The 23,162-nt window shown below is 43.5% G+C and carries 21 protein-coding genes; 16 read left to right on the top strand and 5 right to left on the bottom strand.

Going from position 1 to position 23,162, the window contains the following annotated elements; all coding sequences use genetic code 11:
• Positions 1–24: 24 nt before the first annotated feature.
• The 11 genes from mutL to SWOO_RS21340 all read left to right on the top strand — a co-directional run bounded on the left by mutL (position 25) and on the right by SWOO_RS21340 (position 10,586).
• Positions 25–1,869, top strand: coding sequence for a DNA mismatch repair endonuclease MutL (gene mutL / locus SWOO_RS21390; protein WP_012326757.1), 1,845 nt, complete (start codon positions 25–27; stop codon positions 1,867–1,869).
• Positions 1,870–1,900: 31 nt separating this feature from the next.
• Complete coding sequence (miaA, locus tag SWOO_RS21385) at positions 1,901–2,791, top strand: tRNA (adenosine(37)-N6)-dimethylallyltransferase MiaA (protein WP_012326756.1); 891 nt, start codon at positions 1,901–1,903, stop codon at positions 2,789–2,791.
• A gap of 93 nt (positions 2,792–2,884) precedes the next feature.
• On the top strand, positions 2,885–3,169 hold the full coding sequence (gene hfq / locus SWOO_RS21380; RefSeq protein ID WP_012326755.1) for an RNA chaperone Hfq: 285 nt from the start codon (positions 2,885–2,887) through the stop codon (positions 3,167–3,169).
• Positions 3,170–3,191: 22 nt separating this feature from the next.
• Positions 3,192–4,490: a ribosome rescue GTPase HflX gene (gene hflX / locus SWOO_RS21375; RefSeq protein WP_012326754.1), complete on the top strand. Its 1,299-nt coding sequence runs from the start codon at positions 3,192–3,194 to the stop codon at positions 4,488–4,490.
• A gap of 43 nt (positions 4,491–4,533) precedes the next feature.
• Positions 4,534–5,673, top strand: a complete 1,140-nt coding sequence (gene hflK / locus SWOO_RS21370) for an FtsH protease activity modulator HflK (RefSeq protein ID WP_012326753.1) — start codon at positions 4,534–4,536, stop codon at positions 5,671–5,673.
• Positions 5,674–5,675: 2 nt separating this feature from the next.
• Positions 5,676–6,554 carry a protease modulator HflC gene (gene hflC, locus SWOO_RS21365; protein ID WP_012326752.1) on the top strand — a complete coding sequence of 293 codons (879 nt, stop codon included), beginning with the start codon at positions 5,676–5,678 and terminating at the stop codon, positions 6,552–6,554.
• Positions 6,555–6,877: 323 nt separating this feature from the next.
• A complete protein-coding gene (gene petA / locus SWOO_RS21360; RefSeq protein ID WP_012326751.1) occupies positions 6,878–7,468 on the top strand; it encodes a ubiquinol-cytochrome c reductase iron-sulfur subunit in 591 nt (196 codons plus the stop codon).
• Positions 7,468–8,682, top strand: a complete 1,215-nt coding sequence (locus SWOO_RS21355) for a cytochrome b (RefSeq protein ID WP_012326750.1) — start codon at positions 7,468–7,470, stop codon at positions 8,680–8,682. Before petA ends, SWOO_RS21355 begins: the two co-directional genes overlap by 1 nt.
• Positions 8,682–9,383 (top strand): cytochrome c1, encoded by a 702-nt coding sequence (locus SWOO_RS21350; protein ID WP_012326749.1) that lies wholly within the window; start codon positions 8,682–8,684, stop codon positions 9,381–9,383. The genes SWOO_RS21355 and SWOO_RS21350 overlap by 1 nt, the downstream gene beginning before the upstream one ends.
• 108 nt (positions 9,384–9,491) lie before the next feature.
• On the top strand, positions 9,492–10,121 hold the full coding sequence (sspA, locus tag SWOO_RS21345; RefSeq protein WP_012326748.1) for a stringent starvation protein SspA: 630 nt from the start codon (positions 9,492–9,494) through the stop codon (positions 10,119–10,121).
• Complete coding sequence (locus SWOO_RS21340) at positions 10,122–10,586, top strand: ClpXP protease specificity-enhancing factor (protein WP_012326747.1); 465 nt, start codon at positions 10,122–10,124, stop codon at positions 10,584–10,586. It begins immediately after the preceding gene.
• Between the two features lie 46 nt (positions 10,587–10,632).
• Here the strand turns inward: SWOO_RS21340 and SWOO_RS25640 are convergent, their stop codons facing one another.
• A complete protein-coding gene (locus SWOO_RS25640; protein ID WP_012326746.1) occupies positions 10,633–11,733 on the bottom strand; it encodes a GGDEF domain-containing protein in 1,101 nt (366 codons plus the stop codon).
• Positions 11,734–11,864: 131 nt separating this feature from the next.
• Between SWOO_RS25640 and SWOO_RS21330 the strand changes: the two genes are divergently transcribed.
• Entirely contained in the window at positions 11,865–12,437 is a 573-nt protein-coding gene (locus SWOO_RS21330; RefSeq protein ID WP_012326745.1) for an anthranilate synthase component II, read from the top strand.
• A gap of 186 nt (positions 12,438–12,623) precedes the next feature.
• Entirely contained in the window at positions 12,624–15,107 is a 2,484-nt protein-coding gene (locus tag SWOO_RS21325) for a S9 family peptidase (RefSeq protein ID WP_012326744.1), read from the top strand.
• Positions 15,108–15,432: 325 nt separating this feature from the next.
• Here SWOO_RS21325 and SWOO_RS21320 read toward each other — a convergent pair whose 3' ends face one another.
• Positions 15,433–17,262, bottom strand: a complete 1,830-nt coding sequence (locus SWOO_RS21320; RefSeq protein ID WP_012326743.1) for a protein-disulfide reductase DsbD — start codon at positions 17,260–17,262, stop codon at positions 15,433–15,435.
• Between the two features lie 91 nt (positions 17,263–17,353).
• Complete coding sequence (gene cutA, locus SWOO_RS21315; protein WP_012326742.1) at positions 17,354–17,677, bottom strand: divalent-cation tolerance protein CutA; 324 nt, start codon at positions 17,675–17,677, stop codon at positions 17,354–17,356.
• Positions 17,678–17,950: 273 nt separating this feature from the next.
• On the opposite strand from cutA, the gene SWOO_RS21310 reads away from it, so the two are divergent.
• A complete protein-coding gene (locus SWOO_RS21310) occupies positions 17,951–18,514 on the top strand; it encodes an FxsA family protein (protein ID WP_012326741.1) in 564 nt (187 codons plus the stop codon).
• A gap of 40 nt (positions 18,515–18,554) precedes the next feature.
• On the opposite strand, the gene SWOO_RS21305 is transcribed toward SWOO_RS21310, so the two are convergent.
• The gene (locus SWOO_RS21305) at positions 18,555–20,426 is read right to left on the bottom strand and encodes a serine/threonine protein kinase (protein ID WP_012326740.1); all 1,872 of its coding nucleotides are present in this window, start codon (positions 20,424–20,426) and stop codon (positions 18,555–18,557) included.
• Between the two features lie 322 nt (positions 20,427–20,748).
• Between SWOO_RS21305 and SWOO_RS21300 the strand changes: the two genes are divergently transcribed.
• Both SWOO_RS21300 and SWOO_RS21295 read left to right on the top strand, forming a co-directional pair.
• The gene (locus tag SWOO_RS21300) at positions 20,749–21,093 is read left to right on the top strand and encodes a hypothetical protein (RefSeq protein WP_012326739.1); all 345 of its coding nucleotides are present in this window, start codon (positions 20,749–20,751) and stop codon (positions 21,091–21,093) included.
• Between the two features lie 142 nt (positions 21,094–21,235).
• On the top strand, positions 21,236–21,907 hold the full coding sequence (locus tag SWOO_RS21295) for a thiopurine S-methyltransferase (RefSeq protein ID WP_012326738.1): 672 nt from the start codon (positions 21,236–21,238) through the stop codon (positions 21,905–21,907).
• 73 nt (positions 21,908–21,980) lie between these two features.
• Here the strand turns inward: SWOO_RS21295 and SWOO_RS21290 are convergent, their stop codons facing one another.
• Positions 21,981–23,009, bottom strand: coding sequence for a porin (locus tag SWOO_RS21290; RefSeq protein WP_012326737.1), 1,029 nt, complete (start codon positions 23,007–23,009; stop codon positions 21,981–21,983).
• Positions 23,010–23,162 lie beyond the last annotated feature (153 nt).

Genomic DNA, 23,162 nt, shown 5'->3' with positions numbered 1-23,162 from the left:
TTAACTATTTAAGATTAAAACGATATGACTATACAGATACTGTCACCACAATTGGCAAACCAGATCGCTGCTGGGGAGGTTGTCGAGCGACCCGCTTCGGTGATTAAAGAGTTGGTTGAAAATAGCCTAGACGCTGGGGCTACCCGTGTCGATATTGAGATCGATAAGGGTGGCAGTAAGCTAATAAAAATCCAAGACAATGGCTCTGGGATCCCTAAGTCAGAACTGAATTTAGCGCTATCAAGGCATGCAACTTCAAAGTTGAGTACTTTAGATGACTTAGATGCAATTTTAAGTTTTGGTTTTCGTGGCGAGGCATTAGCGAGTATCAGTTCGGTTTCTCGTTTGACTTTGACCTCTCGAACAGCAGAGCAAACTGAAGCTTGGCAAGCTTATGCCGAAGGTTCAGATATGGCTGTGAAAGTGATCCCTGCCGCTCATCCTGTCGGAACGACGATAGAAGCGGTTGATCTATTTTTTAATACTCCAGCCAGAAGGCGATTTCTCAAAAGTGATAAAACAGAGTTTACCCATATTGATGAATGGCTTAAACGTATTGCTTTAGTTAAACCTGAGATCCATTTCACCTTAAAACACAATGGTAAGCAGGTTCGTAACTATCGTCCTGCAAATAATCAAGATCAATACTTGATGCGTTTAGCACAGATCTGCGGCAAAAACTTTGCTGAGCAAGCCATTGAGATAGATTGTCAACATGAAGGCTTAACGTTAAGTGGCTATATACAATCCCCATTTTTTACCTCTCCAGCTAGCGACACACAATTTTTCTACGTCAACGGTAGGTTAATTCGTGACAGATTAGTGAATCATGCGGTGAGACAGGCATTTTCGGAACATGGAACAGGGGAGTTAGCTAGCTATGTGCTGATGTTAGAGATTGCTCCTCATCAGGTTGATGTTAATGTTCACCCAGCAAAGCACGAGGTGAGGTTCCACCAAAGCCGTTATGTACATGATTACATACTCCAGGCTTTACAGTCTGCATTGATGCAGGTAGCTAGAGCCTCAATCTCTCTTCCAGAAGAGAAGCTGGTCGAGTTTGTCGAAGATGATTGGCATAGTAAGCCTTTATCAACTGGGCGTGTTAGCGAAGCCGATCCATCAAACTACGCAACACAGTCTAAGTTTGATGAAAAGCCAAGAGAGAGTGGTTCACAGGGGCAATCGAGTTCAATTTCTGCTCCATCATCCTACTCAAGGGGCGGGGAGTATAGCGCCCGTTCTCAGCCTGAACTGCCTTCGGCGAGTGAGATAGCCTCTTATACTCAACTATTAAAAACACCTCAGACGGCACAAGCATCTAAATTAGTTAATAGTGACTTAAAGACTCCTATGCCGCCAGTGTTAGCAGGCCAATATTGGGTCTATGCTGGTGATGAGCTTTCTTTGCTGCCGATTGATATCGTCGCAAAGTGGCTCGTGAAGCGTGATATTTTAGCAAAAATTGATAATGGTTTAGTCAGCCAGCCTCTCCTTATGCCTGTTTCAATAAAGGTTGATGAAGATTGGCTCAATACTATCGATGAGAGGGAGCAACTGTTAAGGCAATTAGGGATTGAGATAACTATTCGTCTTGGGCAGTTGATTATAAAGAAAGTGCCCCCATATTTAAGACAGAGCCAGTTAGTTACTGTTATTCCTGAATTGTTGCAATGGGTAAGGTTTGAAGAGCCGACCCATGAAGCGCTAGCGTTGTGGTTAGCAAAGCAAGATGATGGAAAGTTTGAATCTGCAGTAGCAACTTGGTCAGCATTTAGTCAGTTGGATGATGAGATCCAGCAAGAATTAGCACAGAAGGCTAAGGTATTACCTTGGCAGTCATGGTTAGAAGAGCAGTTGAGTGACTGAAGATAGTGTATTACCTCAGATAATAACGTTAATGGGCCCAACGGCTTCGGGGAAAACAGCCCTCGCTATTGCATTGGTTGAGCAGCATAACTGTGAAATTATCTCTGTAGATTCAGCACTTATATACCGGGGGATGGATGTTGGTAGTGCAAAACCCAACGCCGAAGAGCTGGGAAAAGCGCCTCACAGATTGATTGACATTCGTGATCCCGCGGAAAGTTACTCCGCAGCAGACTTTAGAACTGATGCATTGCAAGCAATAGAAGAGATACTTGCTAAAGGGAAAACTCCCTTGTTAGTTGGTGGAACCATGATGTACTTCAAAGCTTTGTTAGAGGGGCTTTCACCACTTCCTGCTGCAGATGATGAAATACGTAAACAGATCCAGATTGAAGCCGATACCTATGGTTGGAATCATTTACATGATGAGCTTAAGCAGATAGATCCTGTTTCTGCTGAACGTATACACCCTAATGATCCACAGCGATTATCTAGGGCGATTGAAGTATACAGGATTAGCGGAAAATCGCTGACAGAACTCACCAAAATTAAGTCTGAACCTCTGCCTTATGATGTTGTTCAGTTTGCGATTTCGCCAAAAGATCGAAAACAGTTACATCTTTCTATAGAAGAAAGATTCAAATTGATGTTAAATCAAGGATTCGTTGAGGAAGTGCGGTCACTTAGGGAGCGAAGTGAACTGCATATTGACCTGCCTTCGATGAGATGTGTTGGTTATAGGCAATGCTGGCAATACCTAAATGGCGACTATGACTATGATACTATGGTCGAAAAAGCAGTCGTTGCTACTAGGCAATTAGCTAAACGTCAATTAACATGGTTGAGAGGATGGCCTGAGTTAAATTGGCTGGAAAGTGGGAGTGATTCAAATCTAACCACTGTATTGCGACATTGTCGCTAGCAAATTAGTCCTTGCTATATAATACTAAAACCAAAGAAAAAGTTATGTTGTATTAGTTTTACTACTTATTTTTAATAAAAAGGAAATTACAAAATGGCTAAGGGGCAATCTTTACAAGACCCGTTTTTGAACGCACTTCGCCGTGAGCGCGTTCCTGTTTCTATTTATCTTGTTAATGGCATCAAACTACAAGGACAGGTTGAGTCATTTGATCAATTTGTTATTTTGCTTAAAAACACGGTTAGTCAGATGGTTTACAAGCACGCAATTTCAACGGTTGTGCCAGCTCGTCCATTTAACGTAAGTGCACATCATTCATCACCTGCGCCAACACCAGCTGGTGGCTTTAATGGTCAGAATGATGAGACTAGTGAGTAATATTTTTTAAGGAGTTTGCTTTTTGTTTGATCGTTATGAGGCGGGAGAAAACGCGGTTCTTGTCCATATCGACTTCTCCGATGAGGATAGTAGGGAAGATTTAGTCGAACTACAACTATTGGTAGAGTCGGCTGGGGCCCAGTCTGTTGGAGTGATAACAGGAAGCCGTCGTTCGCCTGACCGAAAGTTTTTTGTTGGTTCGGGGAAGGCCGATGAGTTAGCGGCTATGGTTGCCGCGACAGAGGCGAATGTGGTGATTTTTAATCACGCACTGAGCCCAGCTCAAGAGAGAAATCTTGAGATGGTGTGCCAATGTCGGGTATTAGACCGTACTACACTCATTTTAGATATTTTTGCCCAGAGGGCGCGAACGTACGAAGGTAAGTTACAGGTAGAGCTAGCGCAGTTACGCCATATGTCAACTCGCCTGATACGAGGTTGGACGCATCTGGAGCGCCAAAAGGGTGGTATCGGTATGCGAGGTCCTGGGGAAACCCAGCTCGAAACCGATAGACGTTTACTCCGGGGACGGATAAGCAACATCAATAAGCGCTTAGCAAAAGTAGATAAGCAACGTGAACAGAGCCGAAGAGCAAGGCGCCGTAGTGATTTAGCTACTGTGTCATTAGTTGGTTATACCAACGCAGGTAAATCGACTCTATTCAACTCTCTTACAACATCAGATGTTTATGCAGCTGATCAGCTCTTTGCCACACTAGATCCAACCTTAAGAAAGTTAGATCTTGACGATGGCAGTATTATTTTGGCTGATACTGTTGGTTTTATTCGCCATTTGCCACATGACTTGGTGGCGGCGTTTAAGGCGACACTGCAGGAAACACGAGAAGCTGATCTGTTACTTCATATTGTCGACTGTCATGATGAGAATATGGGGGACAACTTTGAGCAAGTCCAGTTAGTGCTCAAGGAGATTGGTGCAGAAGATATCCCGCAACTTATTGTTTGCAATAAAATTGACTTGTTGGATGAGGTAAACCCAAAGATCGACTACGATGATGAGGGTGTACCAATTAGAGTCTGGGTTTCGGCTCAGAAGCAGCAAGGTTTAGTGTTATTAAAGGAAGCTATCAACAGTATTGTTGGTAAGACAACTTTATCATTAAACCTAGAGATTCCGGCAACAGCCGGACATTATCTTGGTCAGTTATACCGACTCGATGTGATACAGCAGAAAGAATATGACGATCTGGGGAACTGTATCTTGTCTGTTCGCATTTTAGAGGCCGATTGGCGTCGACTTGTGAAGCAGAGCGAAGGAGAGTTAGAGACTTTTGTTGTCGAACATTCGGCAGTTGAGTAGTTTTTAGTGATCTCATTTATTTCATACACCAGTGGAGTGCTAAATGGCTTGGAATGAGCCCGGTAACAAGGGTAAAGACCCTTGGGGGAATAAGAATGGTAACGATAAGGGACCACCAGATCTAGATGAGGTGTTTCGTAACATCTCTAAACGCTTTGGCGGTGGCAAAGGCAATGGTTCTGGCTCGAGCTTTAGCTCATTTAGCCTAATCATCGTTTTAGGCATTGCTATTGTTGTGTGGGGGCTATCAGGTTTCTATACAGTTAAAGAAGCTGAAAAAGGCGTGGCGCTGAGATTTGGTCAGTATGTTGGTGAAGTAGAGCCAGGTTTACAATGGAAGGCTACATTCATTGATGAAGTATTCCCTGTTAACGTGAATACAGTTCGTTCAATTCCTGCGTCTGGAAGTATGTTGACAGCCGATGAAAACGTCGTCTTAGTTGAGCTTGACGTTCAGTATCGAGTGGTTGATGCATACCGTTTCCTATTCAGCGCCGTTGATGCTAATGCCAGTTTACGTGAAGCAACGGATAGTGCCTTGCGCTATGTTGTTGGTCACAACAAGATGGATGACATCTTAACTACTGGTCGTGATCAGATCCGTCGTGATACTTGGGCTGAAGTTGAGCGTATTATTGAGCCTTATAAGCTTGGTATAGCGATTGAAGATGTTAACTTCCTACCGGCTCGTCCGCCGGAAGAGGTTAAAGATGCTTTCGATGACGCTATCTCTGCTCAAGAAGATGAACAGCGCTTTATTCGTGAAGCGGAAGCATACGCCAGAGCCATTGAACCAAAAGCTCGTGGTCAAGTTCAGCGTATGGAGCAACAAGCTAACGCTTATAAAGAGCGTGAAATCCTAGAGGCTAGAGGTAAGGTTGCTCGCTTTGAGCTTTTACTTCCTCAATATAAGGCTGCACCAGAAGTGACACGTGAGCGTTTGTATCTAGATGCAATGCAAACGGTTATGTCTGGAACAAGTAAAGTGCTTGTAGACTCTAAGAGTAGTAATAACATGATGTATTTACCTCTGGATAAACTGATGCAAAAGAATCAGTCTGGTGCTAAGCCTCAAAAAGTGAATTCAGCTGCTTCGCTTAATTCATCGAGCAGTACTATGGGCCAGAACAGCATGCCAATTGACTCACGCCCATCACGCGGCGAACGTCAGGGGAGAAACTAAGAATGGGAAGATTAGTCGCAATTATTGCAGCGGTGCTTGTCGCCGTACTCTTGTCCTCAATCTTGGTTGTTAATGAGGGCGAAAGAGCAATTGTTTCACGCTTTGGCAAGATTTTAAAAGATGAAGGTGTGACTCGTATCTATGAGCCAGGTCTTCACCTTAAACTGCCTATGATAGATAAGATTAGGTTTCTTGATTCGCGTATCCAGACAATGGATGGCGCAGCTGACAGATTTGTTACTTCAGAGAAGAAAGACCTTATGGTTGACTCTTATGTGAAGTGGAGAATTTCTGATTTCGAGAAATACTACCTATCAACTGGTGGCGGTATTAAAGCCAATGCGGAGTCTCTATTACAGCGTAAGATTAACAATGACCTTCGTACGGAGTTTGGTCGACGTACGATTAAGGAGATTGTTTCTGGTAGCCGTGATGAACTTCAGCAAGATGCGTTAACTAATGCTGCAGAAAGTGCTGAAGATCTTGGTATCGAAGTGGTTGATGTTAGGGTTAAACAGATCAACTTACCTGCAAACGTCAGTTCAAGTATCTATCAGCGTATGCGCGCAGAGCGTACCGCTGTTGCTAAAGAGCATAGAGCTCAAGGTATGGAACAGTCTGAGATTATCCGTGCTAAAACAGATGCTTCAGTAACTGTTCAAATCGCTGATGCAGAACGTAAAGCGTTAGAGATCAGAGGTGAAGGTGATGCAACTTCAGCAAAGATTTATTCTGATGCATACTCTCAAGATCCTGAGTTCTATAGTTTTCTTCGTAGCTTAGAAGCGTATAAAGAGAGTTTTTCAGACGGATCTAATGTGATGGTTTTAGAGCCTGATAGTGAGTTTTTCAAGTATATGAATAACTCTCAGTTGAAATAAATCTGTTTGAATTAAAAGCTCGGCTTAGTCCGAGCTTTTTTTATTTCCCGCATCTAACTCTCTAATTTAGAAAAAGATGCTATTTGTTTTTCTCCTATCTTTTTGTTGCCTTCCCTTTAAAACCTTAGTTATAACGTGTGTTTTTTAAGCTAAGCAGAGTATTTTCCTAACATAGTTAACTTTGTTATCTGTTTTACTATGATCTGCTTCTGATTTTTGGCTATAATGAGCACCACCTCAAGTTTCGTTTTTACGTTTTGAGGTAAACACCAAATTCTGAAAAATTAACAACAAAAATTCCAACACTCTCTGGAGATAAGTGGATGAGCAATGCGCCAGTCGATACCGGACGTCGCAGATTTCTGACCGCAGCAACCGCCGTAGTAGGTGGTGCAGGTGCCGTCGCTGTAGCGGTTCCTTTTATAAAGTCATGGAATCCGAGTGCCAAAGCGAAAGCTGCAGGTGCGCCGGTTGAAGTAAACATAAGTAAAGTAGAGCCGGGTCAATTGATCCGTGTTGAGTGGCGTGGAAAGCCTGTATGGGTTGTACGCCGTACTGAGGAGATTCTTGAGAATCTTGCAACTCTTGATGATCAACTTCGTGATCCTGCATCAGTTGAAGAACAGCAGCCTGCTTACGCGCAGAATGCTGGACGTTCAATCAACCCTGAGTTCTTTATCGCAGTGGGCCTATGTACTCACTTAGGTTGTTCTCCTACCTACTTACCAGATACATTTGGTGAGCAGGTTGAAGGCGTGCCTTCTGGTTTCTTCTGTCCATGTCATGGTTCTAAGTTTGATATGGCTGGTCGTGTATTCCAAGGTGTACCCGCTCCGTTGAACTTAGTAGTTCCACCTCATCAGTATATCGACGATAACAATGTCATCATCGGTGTAGACCAGGGGGATGCGTAATGGTTAAGAATATAGTTGATTGGATTGATGCTCGTATACCAATGACGGCCACCTACAACCGTCATGTTGGTCAATATGCGACACCGACTAACTTTAACTTTTGGTACTTTTTTGGCTCACTAGCCATGTTAGTTCTGGTTAATCAGTTACTAACAGGGATCTGGTTGACGATGAACTATGTACCTACGGCTGAAGGCGCATTTGCTTCAATCGAATACATCATGCGTGATGTTGAGTATGGTTGGTTACTACGTTATATGCACTCCACAGGTGCTTCGGCATTTTTTGTGGTGATATACCTGCATATGTTCCGTGGTTTAATTTACGGTTCATACCAGAAGCCTAGAGAACTACTCTGGCTCTTCGGTATGCTGATCTTCCTAGTGTTAATGGCTGAAGCCTTTATGGGTTACCTGCTTCCATGGGGACAGATGTCCTACTGGGGAGCACAGGTTATTATCTCATTGTTTGGGGCTATTCCTGTTATTGGTGATGATCTTACCTTGTGGATCCGTGGTGACTTTGTCGTCTCTGGTGCAACGCTTAACCGTTTCTTTGCACTCCATGTTATCGCACTACCTCTGGTATTAGTTGTTCTTGTTTTCCTTCACTTGATTGCGCTGCATGAAGTGGGATCGAATAACCCAGACGGTATCGAGATTAAGAAGAATAAAGATGAGAATGGCTGGCCAGTTGATGGTATTCCGTTCCACCCTTACTACACAGTTAAAGATATCATGGGTGTCGCAGGCTTCCTGATAATCTTCTGTTATGTGCTCTTCTTTATGCCTGAAGGTGGTGGTTACTTCCTTGAGAAACCTAACTTCGAGGCTGCTAACCCGATGAAGACCCCTGAGCATATTGCACCGGTTTGGTACTTCACACCTTTCTATGCAATTTTGCGTGCAATCCCTGATAAATTATTAGGTGTTGTGGGTATGGGGCTTGCTATTGCAGTACTGTTTGTATTGCCTTGGTTAGACCGCTGTAAGGTTAAGTCGATACGTTACCGCAGCATGGTTCATAAGTTGAACATCAGTCAGTTTGCAGTGTCATTTATCGTTCTAGGTTACCTAGGTGCGGTTCCTGCTACTCCAGCTCTGACTATCGCTGCTCGTATCTTTACTCTGACTTACTTCGGCTTCTTCTTAGCGCTGTGGATCTACAGTAAGAATGAGAAGACTAAACCTGTACCAGAGAGGTTGACTCACTAATGAAAAAATTAATTATTGCATTAGTTACCTTAATTCCGTCTCTAGCATTTGCTGCTGGTGGATCACATGTACCTTTAGAGAGTGCAAATATTGATCTCCATGATAAAGAGTCACTACAACGTGGTTTAGATAGTTTTCAGCACTACTGTGCTGGCTGTCATAGTACTCAATATCAGCGTTATGGCCGTGTTGCCGATGACTTAGGCATCTCTGTTGATGATATGCGTGCTAAGTATATATTTGACGATAGCATTAAGATCGGTAGCTTGATGGAAAACTCCATTCCATCTAAAGATGCTGCTAAGTGGTTTGGTGCTACTCCACCAGATCTGACCTTAGTTGCACGAGTACGTGGTGAAGATTGGATCTACTCTTATCTGAAAGGTTTCTACCATGATGAGAGCCGTCCATTCGGTGTGAATAATACTGTATTCCCATCTGTAGGTATGCCTCATGTAATGCAGGAGCTACAAGGCCTTCCAGTTAAGCAAGAGGATGGCACAATAGTTTCTACTGGTGGCAAGCTAAATGCTGAAGAGTATGATCAAGTGGTTCGTGATATCACCGGATTCCTCGTTTACTCGGGTGATCCTGTTAAACTTGAGCGTGAAAGCTTAGGTTGGTGGGTAATGGGCTTCCTGTTTATCTTCTTCATCATTGCTTACTTCCTGAAGAAAGAGTACTGGAAAGATGTACACTAACCTTTAGAAAGGTTAGAATGCATTATTCGCATACTGTAAACGGGGGGCTTTGCCCCTCGTTTTGCTTTTTGTTTTTTTGCTTTTTCCTTTAAATCTCGGAGGGTATCAATGGCTGTTGCTGCCAATAAACGCTCAATCATGACCCTGTATTCAGGTGCTGACGATCTCTATAGTCATCAAGTTCGTATCGTCTTAGCTGAAAAAGGAGTTACAGTTGATGTACTTCAGGTTGAACCAAGTGAAATGCCTGAAGATTTAATCGAATTGAACCCTTACAACACAGTGCCAACTTTGGTTGATCGTGAGCTAGTGCTTTACAACTCTCGTATCATTATGGAGTACTTGGATGAGCGTTTCCCACATCCACCTCTAATGCCTGTGTACCCAGTTTCACGCGGACGCACACGTTTAATGATGCACCGTATCCAACATGATTGGTACACGCTGGTTGAGCGTATTAGAACTGGTGACCGTGCTGACGCTGCTCGTAAGGAGCTGCAAGAAGGTTTAACGGCTATCGCACCAGTATTTAGTGAGATGCCATATTTTATGGCTGAAGAGTTTGGTTTAGCTGATTGTTACCTTGGCCCACTGTTGTGGCGTCTACCTGTACTTGGTATCGAACTTGATATCCGTACAGCGAAAGAAGTTAAAGCCTATATGACACGTCTATTCGATCGTGAATCATTTAAAGCGTCTTTAACTGAGGCTGAGCGCGAAATGCGCATGGGTGCTTAAATGAAACCTATGACCCCGAATCGTCCATATTTATTACAGGCATATTATGACTGGTTAATGGATAATGAGTTGACCCCACATGTCGTTGTTGACGCCTTTGTTCCGGGTACTCAAGTTCCACAGCAATATGTTAAAGATGGTCAGATTGTACTTAATATCACCTCTTCAGCTGTAGGTAATCTACAGATTGGTCATGAGTATATTGAGTTCAATGCACGTTTTGGTGGTGTACCTCAGCAGGTTGTTCTTCCTATGGCATCAATTGTTGCTATCTACGCCAGAGAAAATGGTGCAGGTACTGTTTTTGATGTAGAGGAAGCCTATCAACTTGAAGATGATGAGTTTGAGTCTGGTTTATCTGTAGTTGAAGAAGCAGAAGATGAAGACGTTGTCATTGAGGCTGTGGATGAAACTCCTAAAACATCAGAGCCAAAGCGACGAGGTCACCTGACGCTGGTTAAGTAAGACTTAGCGAGTTAGATAAGAAGAGCCAGTCAGACGACTGGCTTTTTTATGCAATTTTTTTGATCTTTTGTCGGTTTCTTCCCCCCTCTTTAGCCTGATAAAGCGCCTCATCTGCCTCCCTCATCACTTGATCTAGATCTTGCTGGCCTGTAAATAAGCATAAACCGATTGAGGCGGTGATCTTGTACTCCTTTTCGAAATAGTAAAAAGGAGTGTTTTCAAACTGCCTAAGAAGTGCATCGCCTTTTTTCGTCGCTAACTCTGCAGTGGACTCTATGTAGAGGATCGCGAACTCCTCACCTCCAATCCTTGCCAGCAGCTCCTTTTCCCCAACATGCTTACTAAGTATCTGGCTAATATGCTTGAGTGCTTCATCTCCTGCATCGTGACCACCAGTGTCATTAATTTGTTTAAAGTGGTCTATATCTATGATGGCAAGAGCCAGGTTTTGATCTAACTTTTTTGCCAGTTGTTGCTGAACATTATCGATAAAGTGGCGACGGTTATTGAGGGAGGTTAGGGGATCGGTATTGGCAAGTTTTTCTAGAAAAATCTCATTCCTTTCTGAGTAACGCTCACTTATCAATAGCAGTAAGATAATGGTGAACACACTGGATCCAACCATGATAACTCTAAGAAGATTGAGTTGCTGCGCCTGTAGTTCATATATTTCAGGAAGTGCCTCCCAGCCGTTTAGTTGGAAGAAAAAATAGAGGCTTAGGTTGGTTATAAATAAGATTGCCGATGAGCGCCATTGAGATATCTCGAAGAATGCAGCAGGAATGATGGCAAATAGCAGGAAGTAGTAATGGATTAGTAGCTGGGTTCCTTGTGCTAAAAGCAGGGTGGAAGTTGTATCAGATATGACGATGATAAAGATAGCCCATCTTGCCAAAAATAGCCGGCCAGTATGATTAAGCCACCAGACTGTTGGTAGCAAAAGCAGGAATGGAGTCTGTATCAGCCCGGAGTAGATGAGTGCTCCATTTCCTGTAAGGTAAAACAGAAAATCAAAGGTGAGTATGGTCGTCGCGCTGACCATCACACCAAGGTTCACCTGTATTACCTTACGCTCTAAGGTTTTACTACTGCTATGTTGGCAGCCTAAGGTCAATAGCTTAAGAAAAAGAGAGGCTAGGTTCGGCATTTTAATCGCTCTTATTTATCTAGGCTTAAGCATAGCCGTTTTTGTGTTATGTGTGGTGACCCTAAAGGGACTCTGTGGTAGCATCTGCGCCCAATTGGTAGAGTGCAGTGTTTTATATTTCGGACCGTTTTATGCTTTTAATGATCGACAATTACGACTCATTTACTTTTAACTTAGTGCAATATTTCCAGCAGCTAGGTCAAGAGGTCGTGGTTAAGCGTAATGATGAGATCACTTTAGTAGATATAGAGAAGCTAGCACCAAGCCATATTATTATTTCACCAGGTCCCCGTAGTCCTAATGAGGCGGGGATATCGTTAGCGGCGATTGAACATTTTGCGGGTAAATTGCCGATCTTAGGCGTCTGCTTAGGTCATCAGGCCATCGCTCAGGTGTTTGGGGCACAAGTGATCCGCGCTAAACGTGTGATGCACGGTAAAACCAGCTGTATTAACCATCTTGGTAAGCGACTCTTTAAAGAGCTGAAAGATCCACTTACTGTGACCCGCTATCATTCACTTTTGGTCGGCTCTCTGCCTAAAGACTTCATTCTCGATGCCTGGTTCGATGATGAACATTGTGGTCGCGAGATCATGGCCATGAGCCATAAGCATCTTCCTATTTATGGGGTTCAGTTTCACCCCGAGTCAGTGCTCACTGAGCAAGGGCATGAGCTATTGCAAAACTTCCTTAGTTTAAGTTAGTTGTACAACTTCTTAGCCTTGCTGTTTTTTATCGCTTCAATTTCTCAGCTTGTTACAAGATTCCTTTATATTCCTGACTAAAGTTACTCAATTTTGTGATATAAATATCGCAAAATAATATCAATGACGCTGTATGACTCTCTGTATCTGATGGTCAGGATCATTGAAAAATAAAAAGGAAGCGTAATGACAAGTCTGATAAGACATTCAGGACTGAGTGTTCTGGCTATTGCCATCTTAAGTGGCTGTGCGGCAACATCCAATGATCAAACTGCAACTGAACAGTTAACTCCATTACAAAATCAGGTATTACTCGCCACCCCGCCTAAGGTTAATGAAGCGCTTACCTTAAAACAGATAATGGCCAATCCAGATTGGATGGGAGTTTTGGCTAAAGGGGCGTATTGGGGGGATGACAGTCAGTCTATCTATTTTGCAAGACAAGCCCATGGCAATCCTGTGAGAAACTATTTTAAGCAAGGGGTCGGTGAGACCACTGCAACTCAACTATCTCTCAATGAACTGCACAATGCTTCCCAACAATACGGTGTGCTTAATAGCGAAAAAAGCAAAAAAGCGTATATCTATCAAGGGAACATATTTGTAAAACAGTTGAGCTCCGGTCAGGTATCGCAGTTGACTAGACAAAATACGCCAGTTAATGGTGTACGCTTCCTTAACAACGGTGATATCGCTTACTGGCAGGGAGATGATATCTTCCAAATTCACAACAGCACAGGCCTACATGAGCAGATAGCTAGCATCAAGATGACAGCTAAACCTAAAGGTGTTGAAGATCCATCGAGTTATATTGCTAAGCAGCAGCACAGGTTGATCCAATATGTTGCGCAGCAACATGATAAAGAGAAGCAAAAAGAGCAGTACAAGAAAGAGCTAACAAAAGCGGATCCTACAATGGCCAGCAAGGTATGGTATTTAGGAGAGGGGGAGAGGGTGACTAATCTATCTCTTTCACCTGACGGGCGCTTTGTATTGTTATCACTCATCGATAAAAAGTATAGCTGGCGCGGCGAGCACGACATTATGCCTAACTACTTAGGTAAAGAGGGTTATGTTGATGCAGTACCTGCTAGAGCACGCGTTGCGGAAGATAAGAACCCAGGTGAGCGTTTAGTACTGCTCGATCTTGATACTCATACAGAAAAAGCGATCACTATCGAAGGGCTAGAGGGCTTTGATGAGGATGTGCTGGCTAAGGTTAAGTCTGAAAATGCTAAGGCTAAAGGGGAGTCATATAAGAGCGAGCGAACACCACGTAAAATTCAGCTAATGCAAGATTGGGGTTGGGAGCAAAGCGCAATTCAGTGGCAGGAGACAGAGAATAAAGTCGCTATCATGCTTGAAGCTATCGATAATAAAGATCGCTGGATAGCAACACTGGATCTGAAAAAAGGCTCATTAACAACTGAACACAGACTGCATGATGAAGCTTGGGTAAACTATAACTTTAACCAGTTTGGTTGGTTACCAAAGAGTGATGATCTCTATTATTTGTCTGAGGAGACTGGGTATTCCCATATCTACCTTAAACGTGCCGGCGAGCCGGTTGAACCGCTGACTCAAGGTAAATATGTTGTCAGTGATATCACCTTAGGCCCGAAAGCGCAGTTTATCTACTACAAGGCAAATAAGCGCCATCCAGGTATCGATAACGTGTACCGTGTTGAAGTTAGTACAGGTAAAGATGAGCAGTTAACCCAGTGGGATGGTCAACTCGATTACAGCTTAAGCCCGGACGGGAAGAGCCTGCTGCTTAACGCTTCTCGTCGAACAGAACCAAGCGAGCTTTATCTGCAGCCGATCGGTGGTGAGCTTAAGAAGATGACTTCATACACCAGTGATGCTTTTAAGGACTATGCATGGCAAGCACCAGAGGTGGTTGCAGTTCCATCAAGTCACGGCGCTGGTGAAGTTTATGCCAGAGTTTACCTGCCGCAAGGATATGATAAGAGCCAAGCAGAGAAGTATCCTGCGGTGATCTTTAATCATGGTGCTGGTTATCTGCAAAATGCTCATTATGGCTTCTCAGGCTATTTCCGCGAGTTTATGTTCCATAATCTACTCACCCAGCAAGGTTATGTGGTGATGGATATGGATTACCGTGGTTCGAAAGGATATGGACGTGACTGGCGCACAGCTGTGTATCGTCAAATGGGCACGCCAGAGGTGGAAGATCTTGAAGATGGCGTAAACTGGATGGCAGCTAATGCTAATGTTGATGCTAACAGAGTCGGCACCTATGGTGGCTCATACGGTGGCTTCCTGACCTTTATGGCACTCTTTAATGAGCCTGAGCTATTCCAAGCGGGTGCAGCCCTGCGTCCAGTGACTGACTGGGCACACTATAATGCACCTTATACCTCAAATATCCTTAATACACCGGATGTTGATCCAATCGCTTATGAGCGTAGCTCGCCAATTGAGCACGCACAGGGGTTACAAAAGCCTCTGCTGATCATGAGTGGAGTATTAGACGATAATGTTTTCTTCCAAGATAGTGTGCGTTTGGTTCAACGCTTGATTGAGCTTGAAAAGCCGATGTTTGAAACTGCTATCTACCCAGTTGAGCCACATGGTTTCAAGGAGCCATCGAGCTGGTTAGATGAGTACAGACGTATCTATAAACTCTTTGAACAAGAGTTGAAGTAATACTCAATAAAAAGCCTCCATCTGGAGGCTTTTTTATGGGGTATTTTACTGAGAGGTATTATACCAATCAGTATAAGAAGTTGATCTACTCAGAGTGTGTTTTGGCAAACTAATTCAAGGCGAATGGATGATAGAATGGTTGTTCCCTTATGAATTCATTCAACGCAGAAGTAGGCAGCCAAAAACACTCCTTACAGGCGAGTTTTAGTGGTTCTGATACTGCGTTAACGAGCTAAACCGTAGAATAACTATGCTCTTCACTCGTTGACTTGCCTCATGACCGCTAAACTCTCGCTGAGCGATCAAATCTTTATACTGATTGGTATTATTTAGCCAGTAATAGATCTAAGTGTTTAGCAAACGCTTCAGGCTTCATAAAGCCTGTGACTCTTAGTTCATCACTTAACTCACCAGAGCTGTCAAACATTAACAGTGTCGGCAATCCAAGTACGTCATAGTGTTCGAGCAGTTCGATATCAGTCATATCATTTTTAGTCACATCAGCCTGCAGGAAGACTATTTGAGATAGACGTTTCTGCACCTCTGGATCTTTAAAGGTGATAGCTTCAAACTCTTTGCAGGCAACGCACCAGTCGGCATAAAGATCTAACATAACTGGCTTGCCCTGTGCTGCCGCGGCGCTCACTTCTGCCTCTAAGTCAGCGATGGATTTAATGGGTTTATGGCCATGAAGTTGTGTTTGTTCACCTTGGCTATGGTTTTGCAGTCCGAGCTCACTCATTACCGCTTGGAAACCATAGGAGAAGCTAGCTAACAGGCCTAAAGTCAGTAGAACTGAACGAGTCGATTGCTTCCAGTTAAACTCAGTGAGCTTATTCTGGTGCATCAGGTAACCAATTAGCGCGACACCCCAGATAGACCATAGGATATCAGAGATAAGGCCTGGCCAGATTCTGCCGATCATCACAACAGACACAGCGATGAGAAGGAAGCCAAATATGGTCTTGATGATATCCATCCAGCTACCTGCTCTTGGCAGTAGCTTACCACCTGAAGTACCTATGATAAGCAGTGGTAGTCCCATGCCCATACTCAATACATATAGTGCCAAAAATCCCTGCAATAGGTCGCCAGTTTGAGCAACATAGACCAGCGCACCAGAGAGCGGAGCAGTGGTACAAGGTGAGGCGACTAAGCCTGAGATGATCCCCATTAAGAAGACACCAATAACATTGCCTCCCTTCTGGTTGTTGGAGAAGCTGTTCATCTTCTCTTGCCAACTTGAAGGTAGCTTTAATTCGTATAGGCCAAACATAGAGAGGCTTAAGACAAAGAAAAGTATGGCTAATACGATGAGTACAGCTGGATGTTGCAGAGCCGCTTGATACTTCATGCCTGCCGATGCCACTACGAGTCCTAACAAGGAGTAGGTGATCGCCATGCCTTGGACATAGACCATAGAGAGGCTAAAGGCCTTAGCTGTCGATAACTTCTTCCCTTGGCCGACTATGATGCCAGATAGAATTGGATACATTGGGAAAACACACGGGGTTAGCGCAAGGCCAATACCTAATCCAAAAAAGATCACTAAAGTCCACAGAAGGCTATCACCTGATAGCATCTGACTTAAGCTATCTTGCTGTGTTATAGGCTCTGTTACGGTTTTACTACTAGCCTCTGGAGTGGATAGCTCTTGAACTTTATCTTTTAATAGGCCGTCATTGAGGGGGACTGCCGATAACAGTGCCTGTTTTTTGGTTGGAGGGAAGCAGAGTTTTCCTTCGGCGCAGCCCATAAAGGTGATGGTGACATTAGACTGATCACTAGCTTCTTTTATCGCGATGGGGAACTCAACGAAGGAGTAGTAAACCTCTTGTTCGCCAAAATATTCATCGTTGTGCTCTTTACCTTTTGGTAGAGCTATCTCACCAAGTAATGCACCCTCTGCTTCAAACTTGAGTTTATCGCGATACATGTAGTAACCGTCAGCGATAACCCAGCTTATTTTAAGTTGTTCTCCTTCCTGCTTAAAATCGAAGACAAAGGCTTCGTCAACAGGCATTAATTTAGGTTCATCCTTAAGAAAGCTGAACTTGCTGTTACTGAAAACCCCTTCACTATGAGCTAAAGGGGTAAGCAGTAGTAGGGAGCTTGTGAGCACCAATGAAAGTGCCAGAGTGATTATTTTTTTCATGCTTATCTTGTTCTGTTATCCAATCAAAAATCGGTGGCTGGCCCAGATGTTACGGTTAAAATGGGCAAGATGATAGATTCGCTGTTAACTTTTATCTCTTACTCACATCATGTATCCACTTAAGGTAGTCAGGTAAACCATGACTGATAGGGACAGCGATGATTTCTGGTACCTCGTAGGGATGCAGCTGTTTTATTTGAGTCTCTATCTCTGAATAGTTCAGCGCTAAACATTTTATCTGCAGGTTGAATTCTGTCTCTTCACATATCTCTCCTTGCCACTCATATATTGAGGTAACAGGAGCTGATACCTGTATACAAGCAGCCAGCTTACTCCCCACTAACACCTGAGCAATTTTGGTCGCCAGTTCAGAGGTTGGGCAGCTGGTCATGACCAGTAGAAACTCATCTTGCATAGTATGGTTATCTCATCTGTTCTTTAGCTTGCGTGGTTAAAACTGGTTTAAGCTAAAGTCGCTAAACTTAACATATCTAATTTGAAAACTACTTTACGCGTTTTCATATTTCCTTGCATTAATGCATCACTAAAATAGTGAGCTTATCCCTATCTTCATTACTTGAAAAAGGGCTGAAGGAGACGCTTTACTTGAAAATAGACCCGTAAACCCCCATTTAATTTTCATATTGGGTACAATTGTTTTTTCTCTGCCAGATTTTGTGAGGTCGATGTGTTTTTTGTTTTTATAGTCATCTTTATTTTGGTTCCTGTAGTTGAACTCAATGTTCTCATTAAAGTTGGTGAGTCTTTAGGTAGCTGGACCACTGTTGGTTTGGTTTTTTTCACAGCGATTGTTGGTGTATCGTTAGTTCGCAGTCAAGGAATTAGCACCTTGATGCAGGTTCAGCAAAAACTGGCTCGTGGCGAAGCGCCAGGTCAGGAGATTGTTGAAGGTATGATGTTGGCTGTGGCCGGATTACTGCTTTTGATCCCAGGTTTTGTGACCGACTTTATCGGCCTAGTCTTGCTGACGCCATTTACCCGTATCCCTGTTGCTGGTTTTCTTTATAAGCGTATGCAAGTCAAAGTGGCAGCTAATGGTGGTTTTCAGGGCGGTTTTGGTCCTGGTGGTTTTTCACGCGGTGGCAGTCCTTTTGGGAATGACCCATTTAAGCGAGATAGTCAAAATCCCGAAGGTGGTGATACTTTTGATGGTGATTTTGAGCATAAGCGCGATCCAAATGAACATAGGGTTGAGCATAAAGAGGATAGCAAAGAAGATCCTAAGAGTTAGATTGGAAAAGAGGGAGGCCAGTTTACCTTCCTCTTAACGGTTAGCCCTTAGTACCCATTTTGGGGTTTTTTGGGTAAAACCACTCCTCTTTACTGTCGATATGACTAAACCTGCGGGTATTCTTGTATGGCAGCTTCATAAAGCCTGAGACACCTTTGCCCTGTATCTTATCCACATGACTCAATATTCTGTCCAAACTGGCTCTGAATGCCGCCTGCTTCCTTGGGTTAAGCAGCCTTAAGTAACTGTGTACCTTCATATGTTTAGGCAGCACCTCGAAAATAATACACCCTGTATGGTGGATCTTATTGATCCAACTCAGTTCGGTCATGATCTCACTGGGAAGTTCAAGGTTTTCATCGGGATCTCGTCCATCTTCAAAATAGGAGTGCAGGCGAGATTTATCTTCTAAAGAGGGGACTCTACCAACCTCGAAGGGGAGCTGTTGATTGGGGTCGATTAAGAAGGGCTTATCTGTATTATCACGCTCTAAATGCAAGGTGTCACGCGCGTTAAAAAAGCAGGCTTTAAACACCCCTATACGTTTGATCCCTCTGGCAAGGGTGACCATGTTATTCACGGCTAAGATAAGAGGTTCTCGCTCCTCACGGCTGTAAAGCGCTAGGTTTGAATCAATAAACACCCCGGTTTCTTGCCAATGGATCGCTAACCCTCCGACGATAGAGTATTGACTTAATCGGCCTACGGCAGCAATAAAGCCCTTCTCTGTGTCTCCCATTCCAGCCATAAAGTTGCGGTAATACTTTTCCAGTTGCAGATCGTCCATTTTCTCTATGGGATCTTCTCCTGTGTGCTCTTTAAGGAAAGATTTACGGGAGCTATAGATAACGGTCTCAACGTCACGTTCACGAGTCAACTCCCAAACAGGAATATCCTCTACTAAGGGAGGCGTATTTAAAGCTGGTAGGTGCATCCTATGACTGTGGAGCATGCTTTTTAGGAAGTAATCACCTGCCAGTTGTCGCTGTTTTGGATTGTCGCTAAGCATACCGTCTAGAGTTCTAGCCAGCTCTACTGGCAGTCCAATGCTGGTGGGTTTTATCACCTTGCTACCAAAACGACTCGCTTGACCTGAAGCGATGGCATACAGAGTGGCTGCGGCACCTTGCTCATCGAATCGAGTGCTGGATAGCTCACCGTTAAGTTGCTCCTCTCCGATAAAATAAACATCACCCATCCTCGCATTGGTGTGTTGGTGGTCGCTGGAAAGTAGATCCATCACGTTGCCATTAACGGGCTCCCCCTTTGCATCGCGTTGAGCGAATACGGCTGAGCCCCAGTCTATAAGCGAGAGGTGATCTGTTTGAACATCGTAAACCAGATTAGAGGGTTTAATATCTCCATGAACTAAAGGGCGACCGTGGTGCAGATACTGCAGTATATTGGCCAGCTGCCTAGCGATACTCATCACCATATGGGCAGGAAGCGCGCCTCTTTTTAAACATAGCTGCTCAAGATCTTCGCCGGGGGCGCGTGCCATAACTAAAATCCCCTGTTTGCCTCCATGGGCAAACTTAATTGCTGGAGGCACGTTAGGGTGCTTAACCTGAGATAGCATGAAGGCCTCCTCTTCGAGACGGTCTTGTACATGCTGAGGTAAGGTGACCCGTGAGAACTTAAATACATGGGCCTCACCATTGGGATCGATACCGGAAAAGACAAAGCCGTAAGCGCCTTTACCGACTAAGTCCAGATCGACATAACCCAGTTTTGCTAGTTGCTGTTTACAGAGTCGAATCCAGGCTCTGTGTTTACGGGCATCGTTAGCTTTGAGCAGGTAGATAGATTGCTCTTCTGATATGTAAAAATGTTGCAGTTGCGGCTCAGGTTTCTTTGTTGAAGGTTGAGTGGTTGAATGAGTCTGTTTCGCGGGAGGTTGGGAGTTCGGCATATTTGACTATCTACACTCGTGTTAGGGACGCTAGTCCATTAAATCAATAAGCTGAGTCTATGCCAATCTCTTTCGATAAAACTCTGCCATCACTTTCTAAGTCTTTATACTTGAACCGCATTTTTGTCGTGAGTTATATTCTAGTAAAAACTGAATCTAACTGCAGGGTTAGAGTAAATACCCCTCTCTATCGAACCTTTTCGGAACACACCTTGACCTACATCAATTCAGCAACAAACTTTGGCAGGTAATCTCTTAGTCAGATACTAATATAACGATAAATACTTCGTTAGATCTCTGAATTAAAAGTAAAGGAGGGCATATGACTGAAGTAGATAAAGCCCTATTAATTGAGCTACTTGATTATCCAAGAAAACGCATTGTTCAATCTATGGAGTTGAAGTTTTGCCCCCACGCAGGTTTTTTTAATACCAGTGATGAGCAGTGTCTTAATTGCCATCAGGGGATGGAATGTGTGTGGATGAATCACAACGATGAGTTAGTTGCAGTTGAGGAAAAGTCGGTTGCTGAGCTTAAACAGCAACTTCTGATTGCTGTCGACTTTATCGATTCGAGCCTGACACCACATCATCTCTCTAGAAGAAATTGTGGCTGTGAGAACTGTGTTTGGCTGAGGAAAACACAAAAAGTGTTAGCTATCGAGTAACAGCTTTAGGCAAGTTGATAATCAGGGAGAGCGCTAATCAGTAGAGAAGCACTTTGCTTCCAAGATCTGTTCCTATAGAGTAGCGGGATATAAGCTGAGTCAGCGAGACGCTTTCTCTAGGATACTTGAATAGGACAGATGTATGGAACCCGATTTTTGGCACAGTAAGTGGAATGCAGAACAGATAGGCTTTCATTTAAATGAAGTGAATCCTTTGCTGATTAAATACTGGCCCGCGCTTGATTTAGCGCCGAATAGTCAGGTATTTGTTCCACTATGCGGTAAAAGTTTGGATCTTTGCTATCTGGCTGAGTTAGGCCATAAAGTAGTGGGGTGTGAGCTCAATCAAACAGCTGTAGAGCAGTTTTTTGCTGAGAACAGTTTACCCCACTTGATGACCCCCGCTAAAGAATCCATTAGTGAGCTTAATCGATTTGATGCCAGCGACATTACACTGTATCAAGGAGATCTTTTCTCTTTAACGCCCGAAGAGCTATCTGGAGTGGATGCCTTTTATGATAGAGCCGCTTTGATTGCTTGGCCAGAGTCGATGCGTTTAGCCTATGTCGAAAAGCTTATTGAGCTACTACCCCCAAAAAGTATGGGTCTGCTTGTTACTTTGGATTATCCACAAGAAGCGCTAAAAGGGCCACCCTTTGCCGTTTCTAATGATTGGGTAATGGCTAATATGGCCGATTATTTTGAGCTTGAGCTCCTTAGCAGTGAAGATGTGTTAAACGAGAACCCACGCTTTGTAAATAAGCAGGTACCTTGGCTAACAGAGTCTGTTTATCAGCTTAAAAGAAGAGGCTAGACTTCCCTATCTGACAGCTTCTATACAGGCATAAAAGCGACCATTTGGTCGCTTTATCTTTAAGCCAATAGGATCAGAAGTTGTAACGTGCACCTATGGTGAAGATGTTATCGTCTTCTAAGCTCACTTTACCCGCTAATGTATTATGGTCACCCTCATACATGGCATAGTGGCCATAAATCAGTGTCGATTTAGTGAGCTTATAATCAGCACCAAGGGTGATAACCTGTACATCGATTTCAGTTCCCCTGACGTCGGCTGTGATGTTCTTGTAGTATTTACCGAAACCGGCCTCATCCTTACCGTATTCAGCTTTAAGATTGATGCCGTTTAGGTTGTATGCCACGTTTACGAAGTAAGAGTTACCTTCTTGAGTTGAGTCAGTTTGGCTTTCAGTATTCTGGAATAGACCACCGATTTTGAAATCACCAAGTTTGACTTGAGCAACACCCCGATACGCATCTATTCCACCGATAGTATTGTATGCGGCTGCCAGATAGTAATTTTGGTTCTTGAGCTTCTTATCACCCATAATGGCACTTATTGCGTATTGAGTTTCGTCAATAACATTACCATTGGCGTCACGATGGTTGTCCTCCATCAGGTATGTCGCATTAATGGATATTGCATTGGCAATTTTTGGCGAGTAGTACCATATCCCATCAGCAGAGCGAGTTTGCCCACCAACTAAGCGATCGATATCAGCATTTGAGTTACCAAATAGATCGATACCACCTTCAGATTGTTTAAATACCGTATCGTTACGACCAACAAGTAACGTTCCCGCTACTGTTTTCAGGCCTAGGTAGGTATTTCTAGCCTTGAAAACATCTTTATTGCTTGAGGTATTTTCTACTTGAAACTCCATCTGGTAGATAACATCGAAACCCTTAGTTAAGGTTTCACTGCCTTTTACACCGATATGGGAGAAGTTGTTTTCAATTACAGTGCCATCTTTCTTCTCTTGCGTTGTCGCGCCAGTATCTGAGTTTGTCACTGCAAGGTCTAGTCGACCATAGAAGTTAGGTCCATCGGCTAGCGCACCGAATGAGGTTAATGTGAACATTGAGGCAAGTGTTGTAGAGATTAATGTCTTGTTCATTTCTATATTCCCTTGAACTGAGTGTTAACTATTATTCTTATTTTGCTCCATCCATATTGCTCAGTTGATTATTTTCATTTTCTCATCAATGAAACGAATTTTTACGCTTTATATCGATGATATACGGAATAATCCCCATGGAGCATGAGTAAT

The sequence above is a fragment of the Shewanella woodyi ATCC 51908 genome (assembly GCF_000019525.1).
Taxonomy (GTDB): domain Bacteria; phylum Pseudomonadota; class Gammaproteobacteria; order Enterobacterales; family Shewanellaceae; genus Shewanella; species Shewanella woodyi.
This window is presented reverse-complemented; position numbering and strand designations above follow the sequence as displayed.